We start from the raw sequence: 18567 nt of genomic DNA, 5'->3' as shown, positions 1-18567 counted from the left end.
GGGATCAGGGTTGCTCGGGCTTTTCTAAATTATTGGAGGAACAGGAACTCGGAGGACATCACGAGGGAAGAGACAATGTTGCGGTAGCCTTCCTCGCCTTGAGCCTTCACTTCCTCCTGCATCCAGCCCATTTCCTCTTCGGACGGCGGACGGCTGAGGATAGCGAGGTAGAGACGGCGGATCTTCTCCGCGTCCGACTTCGTGCCTTCCAGGCTCTTGTAGAGGTGGGCGCTGGAGTTGTTGACCAACTGGCGCTGGACGAAGCCGTTCATGAGGGAGAGCACCTGGCCGACGTTCGGCTCCTTGCTGGCACCTTCCACCACCATCCGGTCGGACTGGCCGAAGAGATAGAGGAAGTGGTCGCGCGGGGCGGGGGAAGGCAGCTCGGAGGCACGCACGCGGGCGTCCTTGTTGTAGCTGACGACCTCACTGCCCATCGACATCATGGAGTCACCTTTCTTGGCGGGCGTTTCGGAGTTCTTGTCGCTGCGGATCTCCTTCACCAGGTTGTTGAAGTAGGCGCGCATGTCCTTGTCGGAATCAATCGCCAGCACTTCTTTGGAGAGCTCGATCATGTTCTTCTTGCCGACCAAGACCGGCCTGCCGCGCAGGTGGATGCGGTTGTCCAGGGTCCGCGGAGCCTGGTCGTCAGGAATACCACCGGCGAGGGTGATGAGGGAGTCCCAGATCTGCTCGGAAGAAAGGCGGGCGATCTTGCGGCCGTGGAAGTCATCCCCGGTTTCGACGATGGAGTTCTTCGGATTCGTGCCGAACTGGAAGGTCCGGGTGAGCAGCAGCACATGCTGGAAGGCTTTGAGATCGTAGTTGAGCTGCACCATCAGGCTGCCCAGATAGTTCATCAGTTCCGGATGCTGGGTCTTGGCAGGCTCGATGTATTCGTCCACCGGCTCATAGACACCGCTGCCCATCACGCGCTTCCACATGCGGTTGGCGATGAGGGAGGGGAACTGCGGGCCGGTCTTGTTGACCACCCAATCCGCGAATTCCTGGCGGCCGTTGTGCTTGCTGCCTTTTTCAGACATGCGCACCGACTTGCCGAAGGGAGTCTTCGCACCCACCATCTCGCCCGGCTTGCCATCCCGGTACTGGTAGTCGCCCGGCAGCGCGATGGCACCCCGGCCACCGCCTGAGAGGGAATTTCCATAGACCTGGTCCCAGAGGATCTCGGCGATGTAGTATTCTTCGGTCTGGTATTTCTCACCATCCTGAAGCTCGCGGTAAAGCGGACCCATGGCGTCCTTGTTGATCTCGCCCTGGCCGTTGGTGAAAGCGGCGAGCTGGTAGAAATCATGACGCTCGGTCTTACCGAACGGATCGTCATGGCACTGCGCGCACTCCATGTGGGAGCCGAGGAAAACACGCATCGAGTTCGAAATGTTGTCCAGCGGCATGCCCCGGTCACGGGTGTAATAGCCGACAGCGGCCGTCTCAGGATCCCAACCGTTGCCTTCGGAGGCCAGCAGGCGGGTGGTCATCTCACTCCACGGCATGTTCTTCTCCACCGCGTTGCGGACCCAGAAGCGGTAAGGCGCGATGGTCGCGTCCACACCGTCACGGCGGTCAACGATGCGCAGGAGGTCGTACGCCCAGTTCGTCATGTGGCTGGTATAGCCAGGGGAGGAAAGCAGGTAGGCCACCAGCTCCTCGCGCTTGGTGGCGTCCTCCATCTCCATGAAATCAATCGCTTCCTCCGCACTCGGAATGCGACCGATGGCGACAAGGAAAGCGCGCCGCAGGAACGTGGCGTCATCCGTCACACCTGGCACCGGAAGGTTCTGACGGCGGTAGAACGCGGCGATGTGCTGGTCAACTTGGAGAGCCGCTTTCTTCAGGAAAGCAGGATCATCCTGAGGCTTTGCCGGAGCAGCGGAAGCCACTGGAATAAACGCCGTGACGACCGAGATGATCGCGGCAACGGTGAAGCGGGGACATTTCATGGGTTTGGGAAGTTCAACTACGCTCGCAAAATTTTCCGGAGCCGTCAACACCCCAATCCCGGGATATTTTCACCTTTTTTAAGCCTCGAACTCCCTCAATGCCAATTCCTCCAGAATAGGCGTGTCAGCCGGCGCCCAATCCAGATCCCCGGCCTCCCCGAGAGTAATCCAGCGAACCTCGGAATGCTCAAGGGGCCGCGGCTGCCCTGAACGTATTTTACATAAAAAAGGCATCAACCGGACCACCACCCCCCCATAGTCCCAGCGGACGTCGCGCAGACGCTCACCCACTTCCACCTTGATCCACAACTCTTCTTCCAGCTCCCTCTCCAGCGCGGCATCGGGCATTTCGCCCGCATCCACTTTTCCCCCGGGAAACTCCCACAGCCCCCCGAGATGCTTTCCCTCCGGTCGCCGGCACACGAGGTAGCGCCCTTCCTGATCCAGGATCACCCCGCAGACCACATCGATTTCCCGCTGGATTCCTCCCGTGCCGTCCATGGTGCCTTTTCATGGCCCAACCAACCCCGTCCCGTCCAAAGAAAAAAGCCACCGGAAACCCGGTGGCTTTTTAAAAAAACTGGATCCGGAGATCCGGAAAAATCAGGCGAGGGTGCCTTTTTCCTTATCCTTGTCCTTGCACTTTTCGCCGTCCTTGCACTTTTCGCCGTCCTTGCACTTTTCGCCGTCGTTGCCGGCCAGGGTGCCTTTTTCCTTGTCCTTGTCCTTGCACTTTTCGCCGTCCTTGCATTTCTCACCGTCGTTGCCAGCCAGGGTGCCTTTTTCCTTGTCCTTGTCCTTGCACTTTTCGCCGTCCTTGCACTTCTCACCGTCGTTGCCGGCCAGGGTGCCCTTTTCCTTATCCTTGTCCTTGCACTTTTCGCCGTCCTTGCACTTCTCGCCGTCGTTGCCAGCCAGGGTGCCCTTTTCCTTATCCTTGTCCTTGCACTTTTCGCCGTCCTTGCACTTCTCGCCGTCGTTGCCGGCCACGGTGCCTTTTTCTTCCTTCTTGTCGCCGTCCTTGCACTTGTCGCAATCCTTCGAGAAAGCGAGCGGGGAACAGATGGCGGCGGCGAACAGGGTCGTGAGAATGAGTTTCATATGGTTGGTCAGTGTGTGTTGGTTTTTGGGTTGCGCTGCGTGATGCTACGGTTTGAACACCGCCACTGAAAAATATTCCCGAAATTTTTCAAGCGATGTTTTGCCGCCATCCCCCGGAGGACCGGCATTCCGCCCTTTTTATGGGCTTGGCCGTGAGGACATTCCCGTCTATCCACGCCGCCCGTGTCGTTCACCATCCTCAGCACCGATCCGCAAAGCTCCGCCCGCCGGGGGGAGCTGGCACTGCCCCACGGAACGGTGCAGACCCCCATCTTTATGCCGGTGGGCACCCAGGGAACGGTGAAGACCCTGCACCCCTGGGAGCTGGAGGAGCTGGGTTCCCAGATCATCCTCGGAAACACCTACCACCTCTGGCTGCGGCCCGGCCATGAGCTGGTCCGGGACCTGGGCGGACTCCACGGTTTCAGCACCTGGCGGAAGCCCATCCTGACGGACTCCGGCGGCTTCCAGGTGTGGTCGCTGGCGAAGCTCCGCAAGATCACGGAGGAGGGCGTCCGCTTCAACAACCACCTGGACGGCTCCAAGATGCTGCTCACCCCGGAGCTGAGCATGGAGATCCAGGCCAGCCTCGGCTCGGACATCGCCATGCTGTTCGACGAGTGCCCGCCCTACCCGTGCGATGAAAAATACGCGGCCAGCTCCCTCGCGCTGACCACCCGCTGGGCACGCCGCTGCAAGGACTGGATCGTGAAAAACGGGCCGAAGTCCGGCGAGGGCCGCCAACACCACTTCGGCATCGTCCAGGGTTCCGTCTATGCTGACCTCCGGGAGCAGTCCGCCCGGGAGCTGGTGGAGCTGGATTTCGACGGCTATGCCGTCGGCGGCGTCTCCGTCGGCGAGCCGGAGCACGAGATGTTCCGCGCCATCGACAACGCGGTCCCCTTCCTCCCGCGGGACAAGCCCCGCTATGCCATGGGCCTGGGCACCCCGCCGCAGATTCTGGAAATGATCTCCCGCGGCGTCGATATGTTCGACTGCGTGATGCCCACCCGCATCGCCCGCCACGGCATGGCCTTCACCCTGGACGGTCCCATCAACATCAAAAACCTGGTCCACGCGAAAGACCCCTCCCCCATCTGCGAAAGCGCCCACCCCCACGTCGCGGGCTTCTCCCGGGCCTACCTCCGGCACCTGTTCCGGGCTGGGGAAATCCTAGGTTTGCGGTTGCTTTCCTTCCACAATCTGCATTTCTACCTGTCCCTCGTCGCCCGGGCACGGGAGGCCATCACCGAAGGGAATTTCACCGATTTCAAAGACGCATTCATCCAACGCTATACCCGATCCACCACTCCATGATCCAGATCCCGACTCTTTTCTCCTCCCTTCCGCTCGCCCAAGCCGCCGAATCCCCTGCCGGGATCTTCGGCCATCCTGCGGTCATGCCGGTCCTGCTGATCGTCATGTTCTACTTCCTCCTCATCCGCCCGCAGCAGCGCCAGCGGAAGGAGCAGGCCGCCCGCATCGCCGCACTGGCCACGGGTGACAAGGTGACCACCACCGCCGGCATCCACGGCATCGTCCACAGCATCAAGGACAACACCGTCGTGGTGAAAGTCTGCGAAGGCACCTTCATCGAGTTCGACAAGCCGGCCGTCGCCTCCGTCCGCAAAAAGGAGAGCGACGCCTGATAAAGCCGCGCCTCCCCCACGTTTCCTCTCTCCCGCGCCTCCAGGCGCAAACCCGCACCGCTCCGCCATGCTCGCCGCCACCGCCGCCAAAGATCCCGCCGCCACCACGGGTGTGCTGAACTTCCTCCGTTCAGGCTTTGAGGATCCGCTGACACTCTTCTTTGTCGGCCTTTCCCTGCTCATCCTGTTCTTCTGGTATTTCGCCACGGACATCGAGAACCGGAAGCGGAACATCGGCAGCATCCTCATCGTCGGCATCTGCGGCCTGTGCATCCTCGCCGCCACCCCGCCGCGGGAGCGGCTCAAAGGCGGCATCGACATCCTCGGTGGTTCCTCCTTCACCCTTCGGGTCCAACCACGGGAAGGCGCGAACGGCCAGATGGAGCCACCCACCGCTTCCCAGATCGACCAGGCCATCATCGTGCTGCGCAACCGCCTGGACTCCGCCGGCACCAATGAGGCCCAGATCAACCGCCTCGGTGCGGACCAGATCCAGGTCCAGATGCCCGGTGTCTCCGAGCAGGAATCCGCCGAAATCCGCGAGGCGATCGAAAAGGTCGCCAAGCTGGAACTGCGCGAGGTCAGCCCGCGGAGTGACGAGGTCATCGAGGGCAAGACCCTCGCCCAGCGCGCCCACGAGGGTCTGGAGATCGTCCCCGGCTACCGCGCCTACATGGTGAAAAACAAGACGGAGGAAGGACAGGAGTATGAGCAGCCCATCCTGCTCAATCGCCGCACCGCCCTCGGTGGATCGGACATCGTCCAGGCCTATCCTTCCCCGCAGCAGAATGACGCCGTCGCCGTCACCCTCAGCTCGGAGGGAGCGGACAAGATGTTCAACCTCACCAGGAACATGCGCCTCGGCGCCGACCGCATCGCCGTGGTGCTGGACGGAAAAGTCCTGAACGCGCCTGTCGTCCAGGCCATCCTGAGCAAGGACTTCGTCATCAGCGGCCTCCATGATCCCGGCGAGCCGAAGGCGCTCTCCGACGCCCTGATGAATCCGCTGGAGAACCCGCTGGTGGTCGAAACCCAGAACAAGGTTTCCGCCGCCTATGGTTCCGCCATCATCACCCAGGCCATCTGGGCCGGTGTCGTCGGCCTCGCCATCACGTTCCTCTTCGTGCTGCTCTACTACCGTGCGGCCGGCCTGGTCGCCGTCTTCGGACTGCTGGTCAACGGTGTCATCCTCTTCGGGATCATGGCCATGTTCGGCTTCCCGTTCTCCCTCCCGGGCATCGCGGGGATGATCCTCACCATCGGTATGGCCGTTGATGCGAACGTGCTGATCTACGAGCGCCTGCGCGAGGAAATGGCCGCCGGCAAGACGCTGAAATCCGCCATCGGCAGCGCCTACGACAAGGCGTTCACCGCCATCTTCGACTCGAACTTCACCTCCCTCATCACCGCGGTCATCCTCTTCTGGCTGGCCAGCGGCACCATCAAGGGCTTCGCCGTCACCCTCACCATCGGCCTCCTGGCATCCCTGTTCTCCGCCATCCTGGTGACCCGCGTGCTGTTCCGCTGGTCCATCGACCTGGGCGTCCTGAAGAAGCTCTCCTTCATGAGCCTCATCCCGCCGACGAAGATCGACTTCCTCGGCAAGCGGAAGATCGCCTTCGTCATCTCCGCGGTGATCATCGTGGTCTGCGCGACGAACTTCTACATCAAGCGGAACGACGCCCTGGGCATCGACTTCACCGGCGGCACGGTCATCCAGTTCCAGCTTGAGCAGGAGCAGTTCATCCCCATCGACGAGGTGAACAAGGCCCTCGAAGGCCTCACCCTCTCCAAGGAAGTGAACGCGACCGAGGAAAGCAGCGCCGCCACCGGCGTTCTCCTCAGCGTGCGTTGCGCCACGGAGGACGCCGCGAACATCTCCGCGAAGCTGCGCGAATCCATCCCCGTGCTGGGCGAGCGCCTGCCCGCGAACCAGGACGGCACGCCCGGCGAGTTCAAGGTCGCCGAAAGCGCCCAGGAAGTCTCCGCCTCCGCGGGCAGCACCTACATCACGGAGTCGCTCATCGCACTGTGCCTCGGCCTTGTCGGCATCTTCCTCTACATCGCCTTCCGCTTCGAGTTCGCGTTCGCCATCGGCGGCTTCCTCTCCACCGTCCATGACGTGGTCCTCACCATCGGCATCATCGTCCTGTTCGGCTCGGAACTGTCGCTGCTCCACGTGGGCGCCATCCTCACCGTCGCCGGATACTCCCTCAACGACACCATCGTCATCTACGACCGGATCCGCGAGCGCCTGCGCTATGAGACCGGCTCCATCGAGTCCATTATGAACGAGGCGATCAACGCCACACTGGCCCGGACGATCCTCACCGCCGGAACGACGATCATCACGCTGGTCATCATCTACTTCCGCGGCGGCCCGGCCCTGGAGGGCTTCGCCCTCACCATCCTGGTCGGCCTCATCATCGGCACCATCTCCTCGGTCTACATCGCCACGCCCATCGTGCTGTGGTGGGGCAACCGCAAGGGCGGCAACCTCCGCAGCTACGTGGTGAAGGAAAAGAAAACCGAAGCCCTTCCGGAGCCAGCCAACTGAGGCGGCCACAGGTCATTCCATCCACCGCACCTTCCTCCGGGAAGGTGCGGTTCTTTTTTGGACCGCTCGGGATCATCGCCTGACTGGGACCGCGGAATTCATTCCGCCCCGGAGAATCCAGCGCTCCAGTCATCAAGCGAAGCCAAGCGGAATGAATTCCGCGGTCCCAGTTCACGTCCGGGCCGCGCAACCACGGAGGCCGCCTGTCCACCTCACTGCGCTTCCGGTGCCGGAGGCGGGAAGTCCGCTTCATCGAGCTTCTTGTCGCCGTTTTTGTCCAGTGCCTCGAAGCGGTCCTCCTGCTCATCCTCGCCCAGATCCCGGACGGGCGGCGCTTTCCTGAATTCCTCGAAACTGACCGCACCGTCCTTGTTCTCGTCGAGATCCTTGAGCATCCGCCTGGGATCCCGTGGAGGGCGATCCGGGCCACCCTCGCGGCTCGGTCCGCCCTCTCCATCCCGGCCCGGCCTGCCTTCCTTGTCCGGACGACCAGGACCATCGCGCGGCGGGCCCGGGGGCTTGTCCTTGATGGTGATCTCCCCGTCCCCGTCGGTATCCAACCTGGCGAACAGGGCTTCCTGTTTCTCCACCGGCAGTTTCTTGAAAAGTTCACCCGCCTTCAGTTCCGCGAGGCTCACACCGCCGCTCTTGTCGGTATCAAGCTCGCGGAATTTCATCATCGCGGCACGCGCCCCTTCGGACGGCGGCCGCTGCATCATCACCTTCAGTTCCTCCGCGCTGAGGATGCCGTCCTGGTCCTTGTCGAACCGGCTGAAAATCTTATCACGCTTCTCCTCAGGAAGCTTCTGGATGCGGGGGAGGTTGTTGAATTCCGCGCGCGTCAGCGTTCCGCTGTTGTCGGCGTCCGCCTCCCTCCAGCCCCTGCCGAAATGGCGCTCGCGCCCGCCCCGGCCTTCCTTTCCTTCCTCCATGCCGGGCCGCGCCGGGAGACGGCGCTCCCCGCCATCTTCCGGCTGCGCGCCCGCCATCGCGGCGGGGATCACCAGACCTGCCAGCACCATCGGAAAGGATATCGGTTTCATAAATTTCATCGGGCTTCTGTTGCCACTGTGCAAACAACGGGATACATGAAAAACTCCGCGCGGGCCGTAAAGTTTCGCGCCCCGTGAATTTTCCGCCCATCACCGACGATCATGCACATCCGGGACATCCTCGCCGATTCCAAGCCATCCCTGTCCTTCGAGTTCTTCCCTCCACGGACCACGGCGGCCTGGGAGGAACTCTACCAGACCATCCGGGAGCTGGAACCGCTCAACCCCTCCTTCGTCTCGGTGACCTACGGCGCGGGCGGCACCACCCGGGAAATGACGCATGACCTCGTCGTCCGCATCAAGCGGACCACCTCCATCCCGCCCATCCCGCACCTGACCTGCGTCGGCCACTCCGAGGCCGAGGTGGAGGCCATCCTCACCCGCTACGCCGCCGCCGGAGTCTCCAACATCCTCGCCCTGCGCGGTGATCCGCCGCGCGACCGCCCGGACTACGACTGGTCGGAGGGGGATTTCCGCCATGCCTCCGACCTCGTCGCCTTCATCAAGCGTTTCAACGAAAAGGGCATCCACCCGGACCCGCGCGGCTTCGGCATCGGCGTCGCCGGTTTCCCGGAAGGCCATCCCTCCACGCCGAACCGTGTCGATGAACTGGACCACCTGAAGGCGAAGGTGGACGCGGGGGCGGACTACATCTGCACCCAGCTTTTTTTCGACAACCACGACTTCCTGGACTTCCGCGACCGCTGCCGCTTCACCGGCATCGGGATTCCCATCATCGCCGGCATCATGCCCATCAGCTCCCTGCAGGGCATGAAGCGGATGGCGGAACTGGCCGCCGGCGCACGCTACCCCGCGAAGCTGCTGCGCGCGCTGGACCGCGCCGGTGGAAACCCCCAGTCCGTCGAGCGGGTGGGCATCCACTACGCCGCCCAACAGTGCGCCCACCTGCTGGACCAGGGCGTGGAGGGCATCCACTTCTACACGCTCAACAAGAGCCACGCCACGCGCGAGATCTACGCCAACCTCGGCCTCACCGCGGCGACGGCGGGCTGACGCTTGAAGGGAAGTTGAGAGTTGATGGTTGGAGCAGCTTGCGCCTCAACTTTCGGCCCTCAACTTTCCCTTTCGGGCTAACGCTTCCCTTTCGAGTAGATTTCCTCCGCCTGTGCGAAGGTCACCAGATCCAGCGTCCCGGAAATGGGCACCTGCAGCGAGATCCGGCCGGTTCCCTCATCCACCGGATGGGCCGCCTTGAGCGACGGAGCCTGGTCGAAGGCGTCCGGACGCAAGGTGATCTCCACCCCGCCCTCGTAGCGCAGGGTTTCCGCGAGCTTCGCGGCCATTTCCGACTGGAAGGCACGCTCCTCCACCGTCGCCTCATAACGCTGCCAGAGTCCGTCCTGGCCACCGCCCGCCGTCTTCCTGCGGCTCAGTTCCGCGGCGCGACGGAGGGAGAATCCATCCTCTCCGCCCGCCTTGATCCCACCGGCCTCCACCGACAACGGGGATCCGGGCGCGGGATGTTCCACCGATTTCTCCTTCTCCTCCTTCGTCGGCGGGCGCACGACCAATCCTCCTTTCAACGTCATCAGATCCCCCGAAACCAGGTCGATCTCATCCAACTGGAGACGCCCGCCCCCGCTTTTCAGATCAAAGGACCCCGCCAGGAAACGCACCCGGCGGTAGTTGTTGAAAGAGTCCACCATCCGCAATGCCCGCAGGAGGGGGATCCGCTCGCGCAACACCACCCAATCCTCCTCACCCAGCTCGATCCGTCCGGTCATCGCGATCCCCTCCTGGGAATTGGTCGAACCGGAAAGCCGCAACGCCCCTGAGACCACCCCCTCCAGCAGGTATTCGGCGGACTCCGGCAACATCCCGTCCAGCGGCATGTTCCTCAGCTTGGCGATCCCGTTCACATCCGGCCGCTCCGCTCCGCGGATGGTCAGTCCGGAAACATCCACGGTGCCGGACCCTTTCCGCAGCAGTCCCTTTTCCACCGTGACGCCATCCCGCCTGCAGACCACGGCCAGTTCCTCGATCTCCAGCCCCTTCAGCCAGTTCTGGGAAAATGTCCCGCCCTTGAACTGGAGCCACCAACCGTCATTCCTGCGGCGCACCTTCATCTGGCTGCCTTCGATCCTGCCCTTTGACAACGCCGTGAACCCCCAGGTCACGGTCGTGTTCTCACAGTCGATCGAATCCAGCGCCACCCCAGGGATGGGGCTGAACAACGTATCCCCCAGCATCTCCGCCGTGGCTGCGTCCCCCGCGCCGGCACGGATGTTGATCACCAGATCGGACATCGACATCCCGTCCATCCGCCACGGGGATGCCACGCTGTCCAGCAGCCCCATGCGGCAGGTGAGGTTCTTCGCCTCGAAATCCGTGAAAAAGACATTCTCTCCTCCGATCACCGCGAGCCGCGCGATGCTCATCCTGCCCTGGTCCCTGGAAAAGCTTTCCAGCATCACATCCTTCCCTCTCAGTGCCTCCTTCATCGAGGCTTCCATCTTCTCCGCGAACCTCTCCGTATTCGGCAGACGGATGAGATAGATCCCGGCAACCAACCCCAGCACCACCAGAAACACCAGCGAGCGGAACGCCAGCCGGAGGAAATGATATCCCCCCGCCCCCGTCAGCCCCTTCTTCCCGGACATGGAATACTTCAACTGGAACCAGAACCCCTGGCCGGCGATCCATTGGTTCAGCCGGTCATTGAAATTCTGTATTCTGTCGGGTTCCATAAATGACGCCCCTCCGGGCCACGACGGTTAGATTCAACGGGTCCCATTGATCTTGCGAGCCAATTTTCCCTCGCTCATGGTGCCGTGATCCCGTAACCCTCCCCGCGTGGAAGCCAACGACTACAAAGTCCGCCTGGAAATCTTCGAAGGTCCGCTGGATCTCCTGCTTTATCTGATCAAAAAGGATGAAGTCGACATCCACTCGATCTCCATCGAACGGATCACCCGCCAGTATCTGGACTACATCAACACGTTCAAACTGCTGAACATCGACCTGGCCTCCGAGTTCATCGTCATGGCCGCCAACCTGATGTATCTGAAAAGCCGGACGCTGCTGCCCAGGGTGGACCAGCCCCCGGAAGAGGACGCGGAGGAGGATGATCCCCGCTGGGAACTCATCCGCCAGCTCATCGAATACAAGAAATTCAAGGACGCCGCCGGGTTCCTCAGCCTCCGTGAGATCGAGCAGGAAGGCCGCTTCGCCCACCAGCCGGACGCCCCGGAACTGCCGGTGGAGGACACCGCCCCGCTCGCGGAGGTATCCATCTTCGATCTCATCCGCGCCTTCCAGAACGTACTGAAGCGCTTCGAGGAGTCCCACGACTTCGGCGACATCATCGACGACCGCTACACCGTCGCGGACAAGATCGAGTTCCTGCTGGACCGCTTCCAGCCGGGGCAGGCGCAGCGTTTCGACACCCTCTTCGCATCCGCCACCACCAAGGCGGAGGTCATCGTCATGTTCCTCGCCGTCCTGGAACTCATGAAGCTGAACCAGTTCATGGTCCGGCAGAGCGAGCTGCTGGGAGAGATCGTCGTCGAGCGCAGGACCGTCCAGTCCACCAATGCCCTGGAAGCGGCAGAGACCGGGGCCGACGTGGAATGACGGCACAAAAAAGCCGCTTCCTGCGGGGAAGCGGCGGCTGTTCCAACCTCAGCTCAGGCGGAAGACGATGCGCGCCTTCGTCAGGTCGTAGGGAGACATCTCCATCTTCACCCTGTCACCGACGACGAGGCGGATGAAACGCTTGCGCATCTTACCGGAGATGTGCGCCAGAACCTCATGGCCGCTCTCCAGCTTCACCCGGAACATGGTGCCGGCGAGAACGGAAGAAATCTCCCCCTCGACTTCCACCGCCTTTTCCTCCTCATCCTTGGTGGATCTTTTCGGAGGACCGTAACTACGGCCGCGACCGCGGGATGGACGACGTGACTGGGGACGCTGGGGCATATGGGATGGATTGGGGATGGCACGGCGGGAAAACCGGATTGCCCGTGCCGATGGGCGGGATTCTACCGGATGCACGGGAATGGCACAATCCCAAAGTAGGAGGCAACAGGCGTGGCGGCGATCACCGGTCGCCGGGGCTGTGAGGACATGGATTCCCTTCCACCAAACCTCCCCGGCAGACCAAGCCGGCTTGCAACTCCAGCGCGGCGGGCCTTCCCCGCCTGTTTTCAGAAACGGCGACCGGTGATCGCCGCCACGGTGCGGATACGGCCCAAACGGACGGCTCCTCGCAAGGAATGAACCGGACGCTTGCCAAGCCTGCCGGTTGGGGCCATTTTCCAGTCGTTCCGCCACGCTGTTGTGGCTTACTCCAAAAAAACCGAAGCCGTTTCCTACCATGCCTGAGATCACCGAAAAGGACCTTTCAGCCACTCTCAAACCCCTGTGGCTCAGAGCCCTTACCGCCGTCCAGACCTCCAACCTGACCTACGGGATCAGCCTCCTCCAAGCCATCCTCAAGGATGCCCCCGGTTTCATCGAAGGACGGAAACTCCTGCGCAAGATCGAGGTCCAGCACACCGGCGGCGTCAAAAAGAAAGCCGCGGGGCTTTTCGGCCTGCAGACTGGCGGCGGTTCCAAAGCCGCCGGCCAGGCAAAGAAAGATCCCCTCGCCGCCCTGCCTGTCATCGAGAAGGAACTCGAGGAAGACCCCTACAATGAAGCCTCCAACGACCTGCTCTTCGACACCTGCCTGAAGCTGGAGATGTACGAAACCGCGGCGTTCGCCCTCGAAACCATCCGCAAGGGCCACCCGGAGAACGCGAAACTCCTCCACAAGCTGGCCGACCACTACCTTTCCCGCGACCAGCCGCTCCAAGCGTCCGAAGTCTATGCGGACATCGTGAAGCACCATCCGACCGACTCCGCCGCCATCAAGGGCGCGAAGGACGCCTCCGCGAAGGCTTCCATGCAGAAGCAGAAGTGGGATGAGAACGCGGACATGCGCTCCCTCATGAAGAACGCCGGCCAGACCGAGGAACTGGAAAAAGCCTCCCGAACCGGCCTCACCAAGGAGCAGCTCGAGGAACGCCGCGACCGCATCGTCGAGCGTTACAACACGGACTCCAACAACCTCGCCACCGTGAAGGATCTGGCCTTCGTCTATGAGCAGCTCGAGGACTGGCACAACGCCCACACCTTCTACGGCTGGGCCCACACCCTCAGCAACGGGGACGTCGCCCTGGCCACCAAGGCGACCACCATGAAGGACAAGGCCGCCGAAGCCGACCTCAAGGCCCTGGAGGAAGCCGCGGCGGCGGATCCTTCCAACCCGGAACTCCAGGCCACCCTCGAAGCCCGCAAGGCCGAGCGCATCACCGAACAGGTCGATGAAGCGAAGCGCCGCGTCGAGCAGAACCCGACCGACCCGACCCTGCGCTTCGAACTCGGCCAGGCGCTCTTCCACGCCGGCGACTACAGCGGCGCCATCCCGCAGCTCCAGCAGGCAAAGCGGAACCCGCACATCCAGTCGAAGGTCCTCCTCCTGCTCGGCCGCACCTTCAAGGCGAAGGGCATGTTCGACATGGCCGCCAAGCAGCTCGCCGACGCCCTCGCCGACATGGTGGCGATGGACAACACGAAGAAGGAAGTCCTCTACGAGAAGGGCATCATCCACGACGAGATGGGAGACAAGGAGAACGCCCTCGATTCCTTCAAGCAGATCTACGAGGTGGACTACGGCTACCGCGACGTCGCCCACCGGGTGGAGTCGTCCTACTGATCCCGCACCCGCTCCCATTCATGGAAGGCATCCCCACCCCAGGTGGCGGATGCCTTTTCTTTTTCCGGACACCCGCAACGACGGGGACCGGTGATCGCCGCCACGGTCAATGCCCCAGACCCTTGCGCTGGGCGGCGTGCCACTCGATGAGTTCGTCGGAAAGGGCTTCCTCCGTCTGCCGGATGACCGCGGAGATGTCCGGCAGCGTGGAGACCACGGAGAGCGTTTTCGCCGCCCGGCGGAGCATCTCCGCGAGTTCCCGGTAGCGGACCGCCCGCCGCTGGTAGTCGAAGGCCGCCCCGAACGAGGCCCCCAGGCTGGCGAGCAGCGGAAGCAGGATGGGCAGGAAGAGAAGGAACGTGGGCGATTGGAAAAGGAAGGAGTGCGTCAGCGCGGCGGTTACTTTCACCACACAGGCAGCCCCCACGACCAGCAGGGCGGCGAGCGCGGCGCGGTGGGTCAGAAAATGGAACCAGGCCGAGGGTCTGGATGCTTCAGCGGCCCGGGCGGCGAACCATTCCGCCTGCTCCAGCAACCGGTCATCGAGGTATTTTTTCCGGTAACGATCCAGGATCTCCTTCTGCGTAAGATCGGCATTCCCCTGCTCACGGAGAAAGGCGAGCGACGCGGTGATGGCGAACCTCTTCCACCCCGGCTGGTGGTACTGGATCTCCGGCCGCAGGGGATCGAAAAACACTTGGGAAGTTTCCATCCCCCTCATCAATTCGCGGGCAAAACGGCAATTCAGCCAAATCCTCTGCCCCCCGCCACGGTGGACGCGATGCTCCAGCCACCAGCCGCCGAACACGAGGATGACCTCGATGAAGGCGACCACGGCGAGGAGGACCAGTACATGGTCCGAAAGCGCACCGGCTTTCCCGGTTTTCAGCACGTAGTAATACGAAGCCGCCGCAGCCGCGAGGATGGTGGCGAGCGCGTGCGCGCTGATCGCCAGGGCGGTGGCCATGCGGAACCAGCGGGAAGACCGGTGGGCCGCGTTGCTCAGGCAGCGGGCCAACGCCGCGAAGGTAAGGGGACCAGCACCGCACTCGATGTGGGAGGAAAGCTGCCGGAACGGCTTGAGGGTTCCGCAGCCGGGATCGGCGAAAGCCGCCGGAATAACCGGCAGGGTGGCGGCCGGTTCCGCCGGGTTGAGATTGAGCGCGGGAATCCCCAGCGCCTTGGCGAGTTCGAGCAGATGGGTGGTGCCGGCGATGGACTTCGACGGAGCCAGCGTGGACAGCGTGACGAGGAGATCCGCGGATTCCAGGATTCGGGTGTTCGCCTCTGCATAGCATTCCGGGGAGGTGGCGGACACCGAGCCGATGCGGAGCGTATGGCGGGCGTCCGCGGCGATGGTTTCCAGGATCACCTCCGCCCGTGGGATCCAATGTTCCAACCCGCCGAAGGTCCCCATGAACGCGGGAGCCGTCATCGGCAGGACGATGTGGAGCGGCATGCCAAGGGAAAGCGCCGCCTCGCACGCGATGATGTCCCCACCCGCCGCGAGGCTGGCGACGAGGTGGATTTCCCCGTTCACGAGAGCGGCACGCCCGCGCAGGGCGGTGAAGCACTCCAGGAGACGCTCCGTGGTCGCGGCGAGATCCTCCTCCCTCCTGCCGGGAGAGTCGCTCGGACGATGACCGGAAAAGGCAATGAGGAAGACGGGAGGGATCATTGTCGGGGGAAATTTCCTACTCGGGATACCAGGAGCTTTTACCGTTTTTCTCGCGTGGCGCCACAGTGGAGAAATCAATTTTGTCCGGTTTCACGTTCGCGAATCAATCTGGAGATTCCATGGCAGCGGGTTGAGGAGAGGTCCACGCGAACCGGAGTTGGATTGCTGATGGTGGACCGCCCCCGCCGAATTTCTCACTAAATTCGCTACGGGCGGACCCGGCAGTCGCGACCCTTACCTCAACGTCCGGCCTCATCGGCCGGCTCATCGCCCACCAGCCAGTCATGGGCAAGCACCCGCTTGATGACGAACTGCCGGCTGTCCGCGCCTTCCGCTTTTTCAAGCGCGACCGTCACCCGCGCCATCTTCCTGATGTCGAGCAGCGACCGGATCGCCAGATCCTGCGGGCTGTCTTTCTTGCAGTAACCGAAAAGCAGCCGGTCCACATCCGGCGAGGCCACTCCATAGCAGACCCAACCATCGCTTTCGCTGAACGGACCATTGAAATACTGGTCCCTCTCCACATACACCCGGACGACGGCACTCTCCGCCGGCCCGGTGAGCAGGTCATCCCATGAAGGCGTCGCCATTCTGGAGAATGCGGGGAAATCCATCTTCCATTGCCCGCTGCCATCCGGCGCGAACAACGCGATGCGGTTCCCCTTTTCCCCGTCTTTTTCGAAGGAAACCACCACCCCCACCAAGTCCTCCCGCGGGCTGTCCAGACGCGCCATCAGATCATACCCGGTGATCGTCCCTTCCCGTTCCTGGAGGCCCTGCAAAAATCCCCCCACTTCCGACGCAGGCACCGGTCCCGGATCGATCACGGCAAGGATGTCCTCTTCGGCCCTGGCCGCCAGTGCCTTGGTCGCCAGTGCCACGGCTTCCGCCTCACCCATCTTCTTCTTTTCGGCGGGCTCCTCGATGCGGATGTATTCGGTGGTCGTCCTTCCGGTGTCCGTCGTATCGTTCCTCCGGTCGCTTTCCGACTTGAGCCAGATGCCCACGGAAATGGCGATCACCACGATGCCACCGGCACCCAGCAGCATGGTCCAGATCATCATCGCGGACCTCGCCCGCTTGTGATCTTTCTCGTGGGAGTACCGATCCTCGCTGGACGCCCGGCGACGGCGGCGCCCGCCCGTTGCGGATCGTTCCGCGGGATCACCGGGTTCCGGAAGCGGAACGCCGCCCGCCCGGTGGAATCCACCCAGGCCGGGATCTTCACCCCGCGTGCGCTTGCCACCGGCACCGACGTCCCTGGATATGCCTTTGTCTTTCATGTGGAACCTGCGGGAAGGCCGGATAATGGATCAGCGGGGATAGACCGTGATCCGCGTCTTTTCATACCGGTCATCCGGCCGGAACAGCCAGCCGGGGTTCCGGTCAACCACTTCGTAACCGGTCAGCATGAACTCCTGGAGGAACTGGTTGCTGTTCGGGTCATACGCCTCGTTGCCGGTGAAGTGGCCACGGATGCGGTATTCGTAGTTGTTGTCAAAGGCGTACCGCTGTCCCGCGGGACCGGCCTCCGGCAGGCGGTCGGGATTTTTCATCCGGTCCTCGCGGAAGATGACCAGCTTCGCCTTGCTCCACGGTTGCCGGGGCTTCCTCAGGTAGCCCCAGAAGCGGGTCTTCTCGACGAAATAACGGCGGCCATAGTAGAAGTCGCCGGTGGCTTCGTTCGCGATCCTGGCGTTGCGCTCCTCCACCGTGGGGCCGCCCATGTTGCCCGTGCCCATCTTCCCGGATCCGGCGCACTGCGTCAGGACGAAACATCCCGCCGCGACCGCGAAAGCGCGTATCAACTGATTCAGCATGGGTCGCAGGCTAGCCCTCCCCCCTCCGGCCCCGCAAGCCCGGACCGGTGGCGATTTCGATTTCATCTCTTGGCATCCGCCGCGGTCCGCTTGAAACTCCCCGCATGCCACGCATCCTCATCACCGCCGGAGATCCGGCCGGCATCGGCCCGGAAGTGATCGGCAAGGCGCTCTCCTCCGGAAAGCTCCCGGCCGGGTTCGACTATGAGGTCCTGGGCGACACCGGGGCGGGCACCCCCGGAAAGCCGGACCGCCGCTCCGCGGAGGCCGCCATGGCCGGGCTGGAGGAAGCCGCCGCCCGCCTCAAGGCCGGCACCGGAGACGCGGTGGTGACCGCCCCGGTCTCCAAGGAAGCGCTCCAATCCGTGGGTTTCACCTTTCCCGGCCAGACGGAATTTTTCGCGGATGCCTTCGGCGTGGAGGACTTCGGCATGCTCCTGACCGGGGAGCGCCTGACCGTGGGCCTGGCCACCATCCATGAACCGCTCAAGTCCATCCCCACGCTCCTCACCGCGGAAAAGATCATCCGCATTTCCCGCCTGACCGCCGCCTTCCTTTCCCGCCGCGGCATCAACCTGCCACGCATCGCCGTGGCCGGACTCAATCCCCATGCCGGTGAGAACGGTGCCTTCGGTAACGAGGAAAGGACGATCATTTCCCCCGCGCTCGATGTCCTCCGCGGGGACGGCAACGCACAATACACCGGCCCCGCCGTCCCGGACGCCATCTTCCGCGAGGCGGCCATGGGTGCCCATGACGCGGTCATCGCCATGTACCATGACCAGGGACTCATCCCGCTGAAGCTCCTCGATTTCGACACCGCCGTGAACGTCACGCTCGGCCTGCCGAAACCGCGGACCAGCCCGGACCACGGCACCGCCTATGGCATCGCCGGGAAGAACATCGCGGATCCGTCGTCAATGATCGCCGCCATCCGCCTGGCCTGCGAACTGGCGGGTTGAGCGTCGCCTTTCATCCTGAAAAGGAAAGTTGGGAGTGCAGGGTTGGGCAGCGCAGGCTGCTCCAGACCAAC

The 18567-nt window shown here is 62.9% G+C and carries 16 protein-coding genes; 7 read left to right on the top strand and 9 right to left on the bottom strand.

Annotated features, from left to right (window positions below):
• Positions 1-29: 29 nt before the first annotated feature.
• The 3 genes from KF712_19975 to KF712_19965 form a co-directional block, all read right to left on the bottom strand.
• Positions 30-1958, bottom strand: a complete 1929-nt coding sequence (locus KF712_19975) for a DUF1549 domain-containing protein (protein ID MBX3743274.1) — start codon at positions 1956-1958, stop codon at positions 30-32.
• A 78-nt stretch (positions 1959-2036) separates the two neighbouring features.
• The gene (locus KF712_19970) at positions 2037-2459 is read right to left on the bottom strand and encodes a (deoxy)nucleoside triphosphate pyrophosphohydrolase (protein ID MBX3743273.1); all 423 of its coding nucleotides are present in this window, start codon (positions 2457-2459) and stop codon (positions 2037-2039) included.
• A gap of 102 nt (positions 2460-2561) precedes the next feature.
• Entirely contained in the window at positions 2562-3059 is a 498-nt protein-coding gene (locus tag KF712_19965; protein MBX3743272.1) for a hypothetical protein, read from the bottom strand.
• A gap of 183 nt (positions 3060-3242) precedes the next feature.
• On the opposite strand from KF712_19965, the gene tgt reads away from it, so the two are divergent.
• From tgt to secD, 3 genes are all read left to right on the top strand, one after another.
• A complete protein-coding gene (tgt, locus tag KF712_19960) occupies positions 3243-4376 on the top strand; it encodes a tRNA guanosine(34) transglycosylase Tgt (GenBank protein MBX3743271.1) in 1134 nt (377 codons plus the stop codon).
• Positions 4373-4708, top strand: coding sequence for a preprotein translocase subunit YajC (gene yajC, locus KF712_19955; protein MBX3743270.1), 336 nt, complete (start codon positions 4373-4375; stop codon positions 4706-4708). The genes tgt and yajC overlap by 4 nt, the downstream gene beginning before the upstream one ends.
• A 67-nt stretch (positions 4709-4775) precedes the next feature.
• On the top strand, positions 4776-7265 hold the full coding sequence (gene secD, locus KF712_19950) for a protein translocase subunit SecD (GenBank protein MBX3743269.1): 2490 nt from the start codon (positions 4776-4778) through the stop codon (positions 7263-7265).
• Positions 7266-7477: 212 nt separating this feature from the next.
• On the opposite strand, the gene KF712_19945 is transcribed toward secD, so the two are convergent.
• Positions 7478-8308 (bottom strand): EF-hand domain-containing protein, encoded by an 831-nt coding sequence (locus KF712_19945; GenBank protein MBX3743268.1) that lies wholly within the window; start codon positions 8306-8308, stop codon positions 7478-7480.
• 111 nt (positions 8309-8419) lie between these two features.
• Between KF712_19945 and metF the strand changes: the two genes are divergently transcribed.
• Entirely contained in the window at positions 8420-9331 is a 912-nt protein-coding gene (gene metF, locus KF712_19940; GenBank protein MBX3743267.1) for a methylenetetrahydrofolate reductase [NAD(P)H], read from the top strand.
• Between the two features lie 77 nt (positions 9332-9408).
• Here metF and KF712_19935 read toward each other — a convergent pair whose 3' ends face one another.
• Complete coding sequence (locus KF712_19935; GenBank protein MBX3743266.1) at positions 9409-11025, bottom strand: hypothetical protein; 1617 nt, start codon at positions 11023-11025, stop codon at positions 9409-9411.
• A 106-nt stretch (positions 11026-11131) separates the two neighbouring features.
• On the opposite strand from KF712_19935, the gene KF712_19930 reads away from it, so the two are divergent.
• Positions 11132-11911, top strand: coding sequence for a segregation/condensation protein A (locus KF712_19930; protein ID MBX3743265.1), 780 nt, complete (start codon positions 11132-11134; stop codon positions 11909-11911).
• 48 nt (positions 11912-11959) lie between these two features.
• On the opposite strand, the gene infA is transcribed toward KF712_19930, so the two are convergent.
• Positions 11960-12256, bottom strand: coding sequence for a translation initiation factor IF-1 (gene infA / locus KF712_19925; protein MBX3743264.1), 297 nt, complete (start codon positions 12254-12256; stop codon positions 11960-11962).
• A gap of 397 nt (positions 12257-12653) precedes the next feature.
• Between infA and KF712_19920 the strand changes: the two genes are divergently transcribed.
• Positions 12654-14036: a hypothetical protein gene (locus tag KF712_19920; protein MBX3743263.1), complete on the top strand. Its 1383-nt coding sequence runs from the start codon at positions 12654-12656 to the stop codon at positions 14034-14036.
• A gap of 106 nt (positions 14037-14142) precedes the next feature.
• Here the strand turns inward: KF712_19920 and KF712_19915 are convergent, their stop codons facing one another.
• From KF712_19915 to KF712_19905, 3 genes are all read right to left on the bottom strand, one after another.
• Positions 14143-15714, bottom strand: a complete 1572-nt coding sequence (locus KF712_19915) for an SLATT domain-containing protein (protein MBX3743262.1) — start codon at positions 15712-15714, stop codon at positions 14143-14145.
• A 239-nt stretch (positions 15715-15953) separates the two neighbouring features.
• On the bottom strand, positions 15954-16997 hold the full coding sequence (locus KF712_19910) for a hypothetical protein (GenBank protein ID MBX3743261.1): 1044 nt from the start codon (positions 16995-16997) through the stop codon (positions 15954-15956).
• A 30-nt stretch (positions 16998-17027) separates the two neighbouring features.
• The gene (locus tag KF712_19905; GenBank protein ID MBX3743260.1) at positions 17028-17441 is read right to left on the bottom strand and encodes a hypothetical protein; all 414 of its coding nucleotides are present in this window, start codon (positions 17439-17441) and stop codon (positions 17028-17030) included.
• A gap of 197 nt (positions 17442-17638) precedes the next feature.
• Between KF712_19905 and pdxA the strand changes: the two genes are divergently transcribed.
• A complete protein-coding gene (gene pdxA, locus KF712_19900; GenBank protein MBX3743259.1) occupies positions 17639-18496 on the top strand; it encodes a 4-hydroxythreonine-4-phosphate dehydrogenase PdxA in 858 nt (285 codons plus the stop codon).
• Positions 18497-18567: the final 71 nt, after the last annotated feature.

This window comes from Akkermansiaceae bacterium (genome assembly GCA_019634595.1).
In the GTDB taxonomy this organism is placed as follows: Bacteria; Verrucomicrobiota; Verrucomicrobiia; order Verrucomicrobiales; family Akkermansiaceae; genus Luteolibacter.
Note: the sequence above shows the minus strand (reverse complement) of the source record. Positions and strands in the feature narration are given on the sequence as shown.

Excerpts from the sequence above, each read along its gene's own strand:
- KF712_19975 (MBX3743274.1), bottom strand. The coding sequence starts at position 1,958 with ATGAAATGTCCCCGCTTCACCGTTGCCGCGATCATCTCGGTCGTCACG.
- KF712_19970 (MBX3743273.1), bottom strand. The coding sequence starts at position 2,459 with ATGGACGGCACGGGAGGAATCCAGCGGGAAATCGATGTGGTCTGCGGG.
- KF712_19965 (MBX3743272.1), bottom strand. The coding sequence starts at position 3,059 with ATGAAACTCATTCTCACGACCCTGTTCGCCGCCGCCATCTGTTCCCCG.
- yajC (MBX3743270.1), top strand. The coding sequence starts at position 4,373 with ATGATCCAGATCCCGACTCTTTTCTCCTCCCTTCCGCTCGCCCAAGCC.
- secD (MBX3743269.1), top strand. The coding sequence starts at position 4,776 with ATGCTCGCCGCCACCGCCGCCAAAGATCCCGCCGCCACCACGGGTGTG.
- KF712_19945 (MBX3743268.1), bottom strand. The coding sequence starts at position 8,308 with ATGAAACCGATATCCTTTCCGATGGTGCTGGCAGGTCTGGTGATCCCC.
- metF (MBX3743267.1), top strand. The coding sequence starts at position 8,420 with ATGCACATCCGGGACATCCTCGCCGATTCCAAGCCATCCCTGTCCTTC.
- KF712_19935 (MBX3743266.1), bottom strand. The coding sequence starts at position 11,025 with ATGGAACCCGACAGAATACAGAATTTCAATGACCGGCTGAACCAATGG.
- infA (MBX3743264.1), bottom strand. The coding sequence starts at position 12,256 with ATGCCCCAGCGTCCCCAGTCACGTCGTCCATCCCGCGGTCGCGGCCGT.
- KF712_19920 (MBX3743263.1), top strand. The coding sequence starts at position 12,654 with ATGCCTGAGATCACCGAAAAGGACCTTTCAGCCACTCTCAAACCCCTG.
- KF712_19915 (MBX3743262.1), bottom strand. The coding sequence starts at position 15,714 with ATGATCCCTCCCGTCTTCCTCATTGCCTTTTCCGGTCATCGTCCGAGC.
- KF712_19910 (MBX3743261.1), bottom strand. The coding sequence starts at position 16,997 with ATGAAAGACAAAGGCATATCCAGGGACGTCGGTGCCGGTGGCAAGCGC.
- KF712_19905 (MBX3743260.1), bottom strand. The coding sequence starts at position 17,441 with ATGGGCGGCCCCACGGTGGAGGAGCGCAACGCCAGGATCGCGAACGAA.
- pdxA (MBX3743259.1), top strand. The coding sequence starts at position 17,639 with ATGCCACGCATCCTCATCACCGCCGGAGATCCGGCCGGCATCGGCCCG.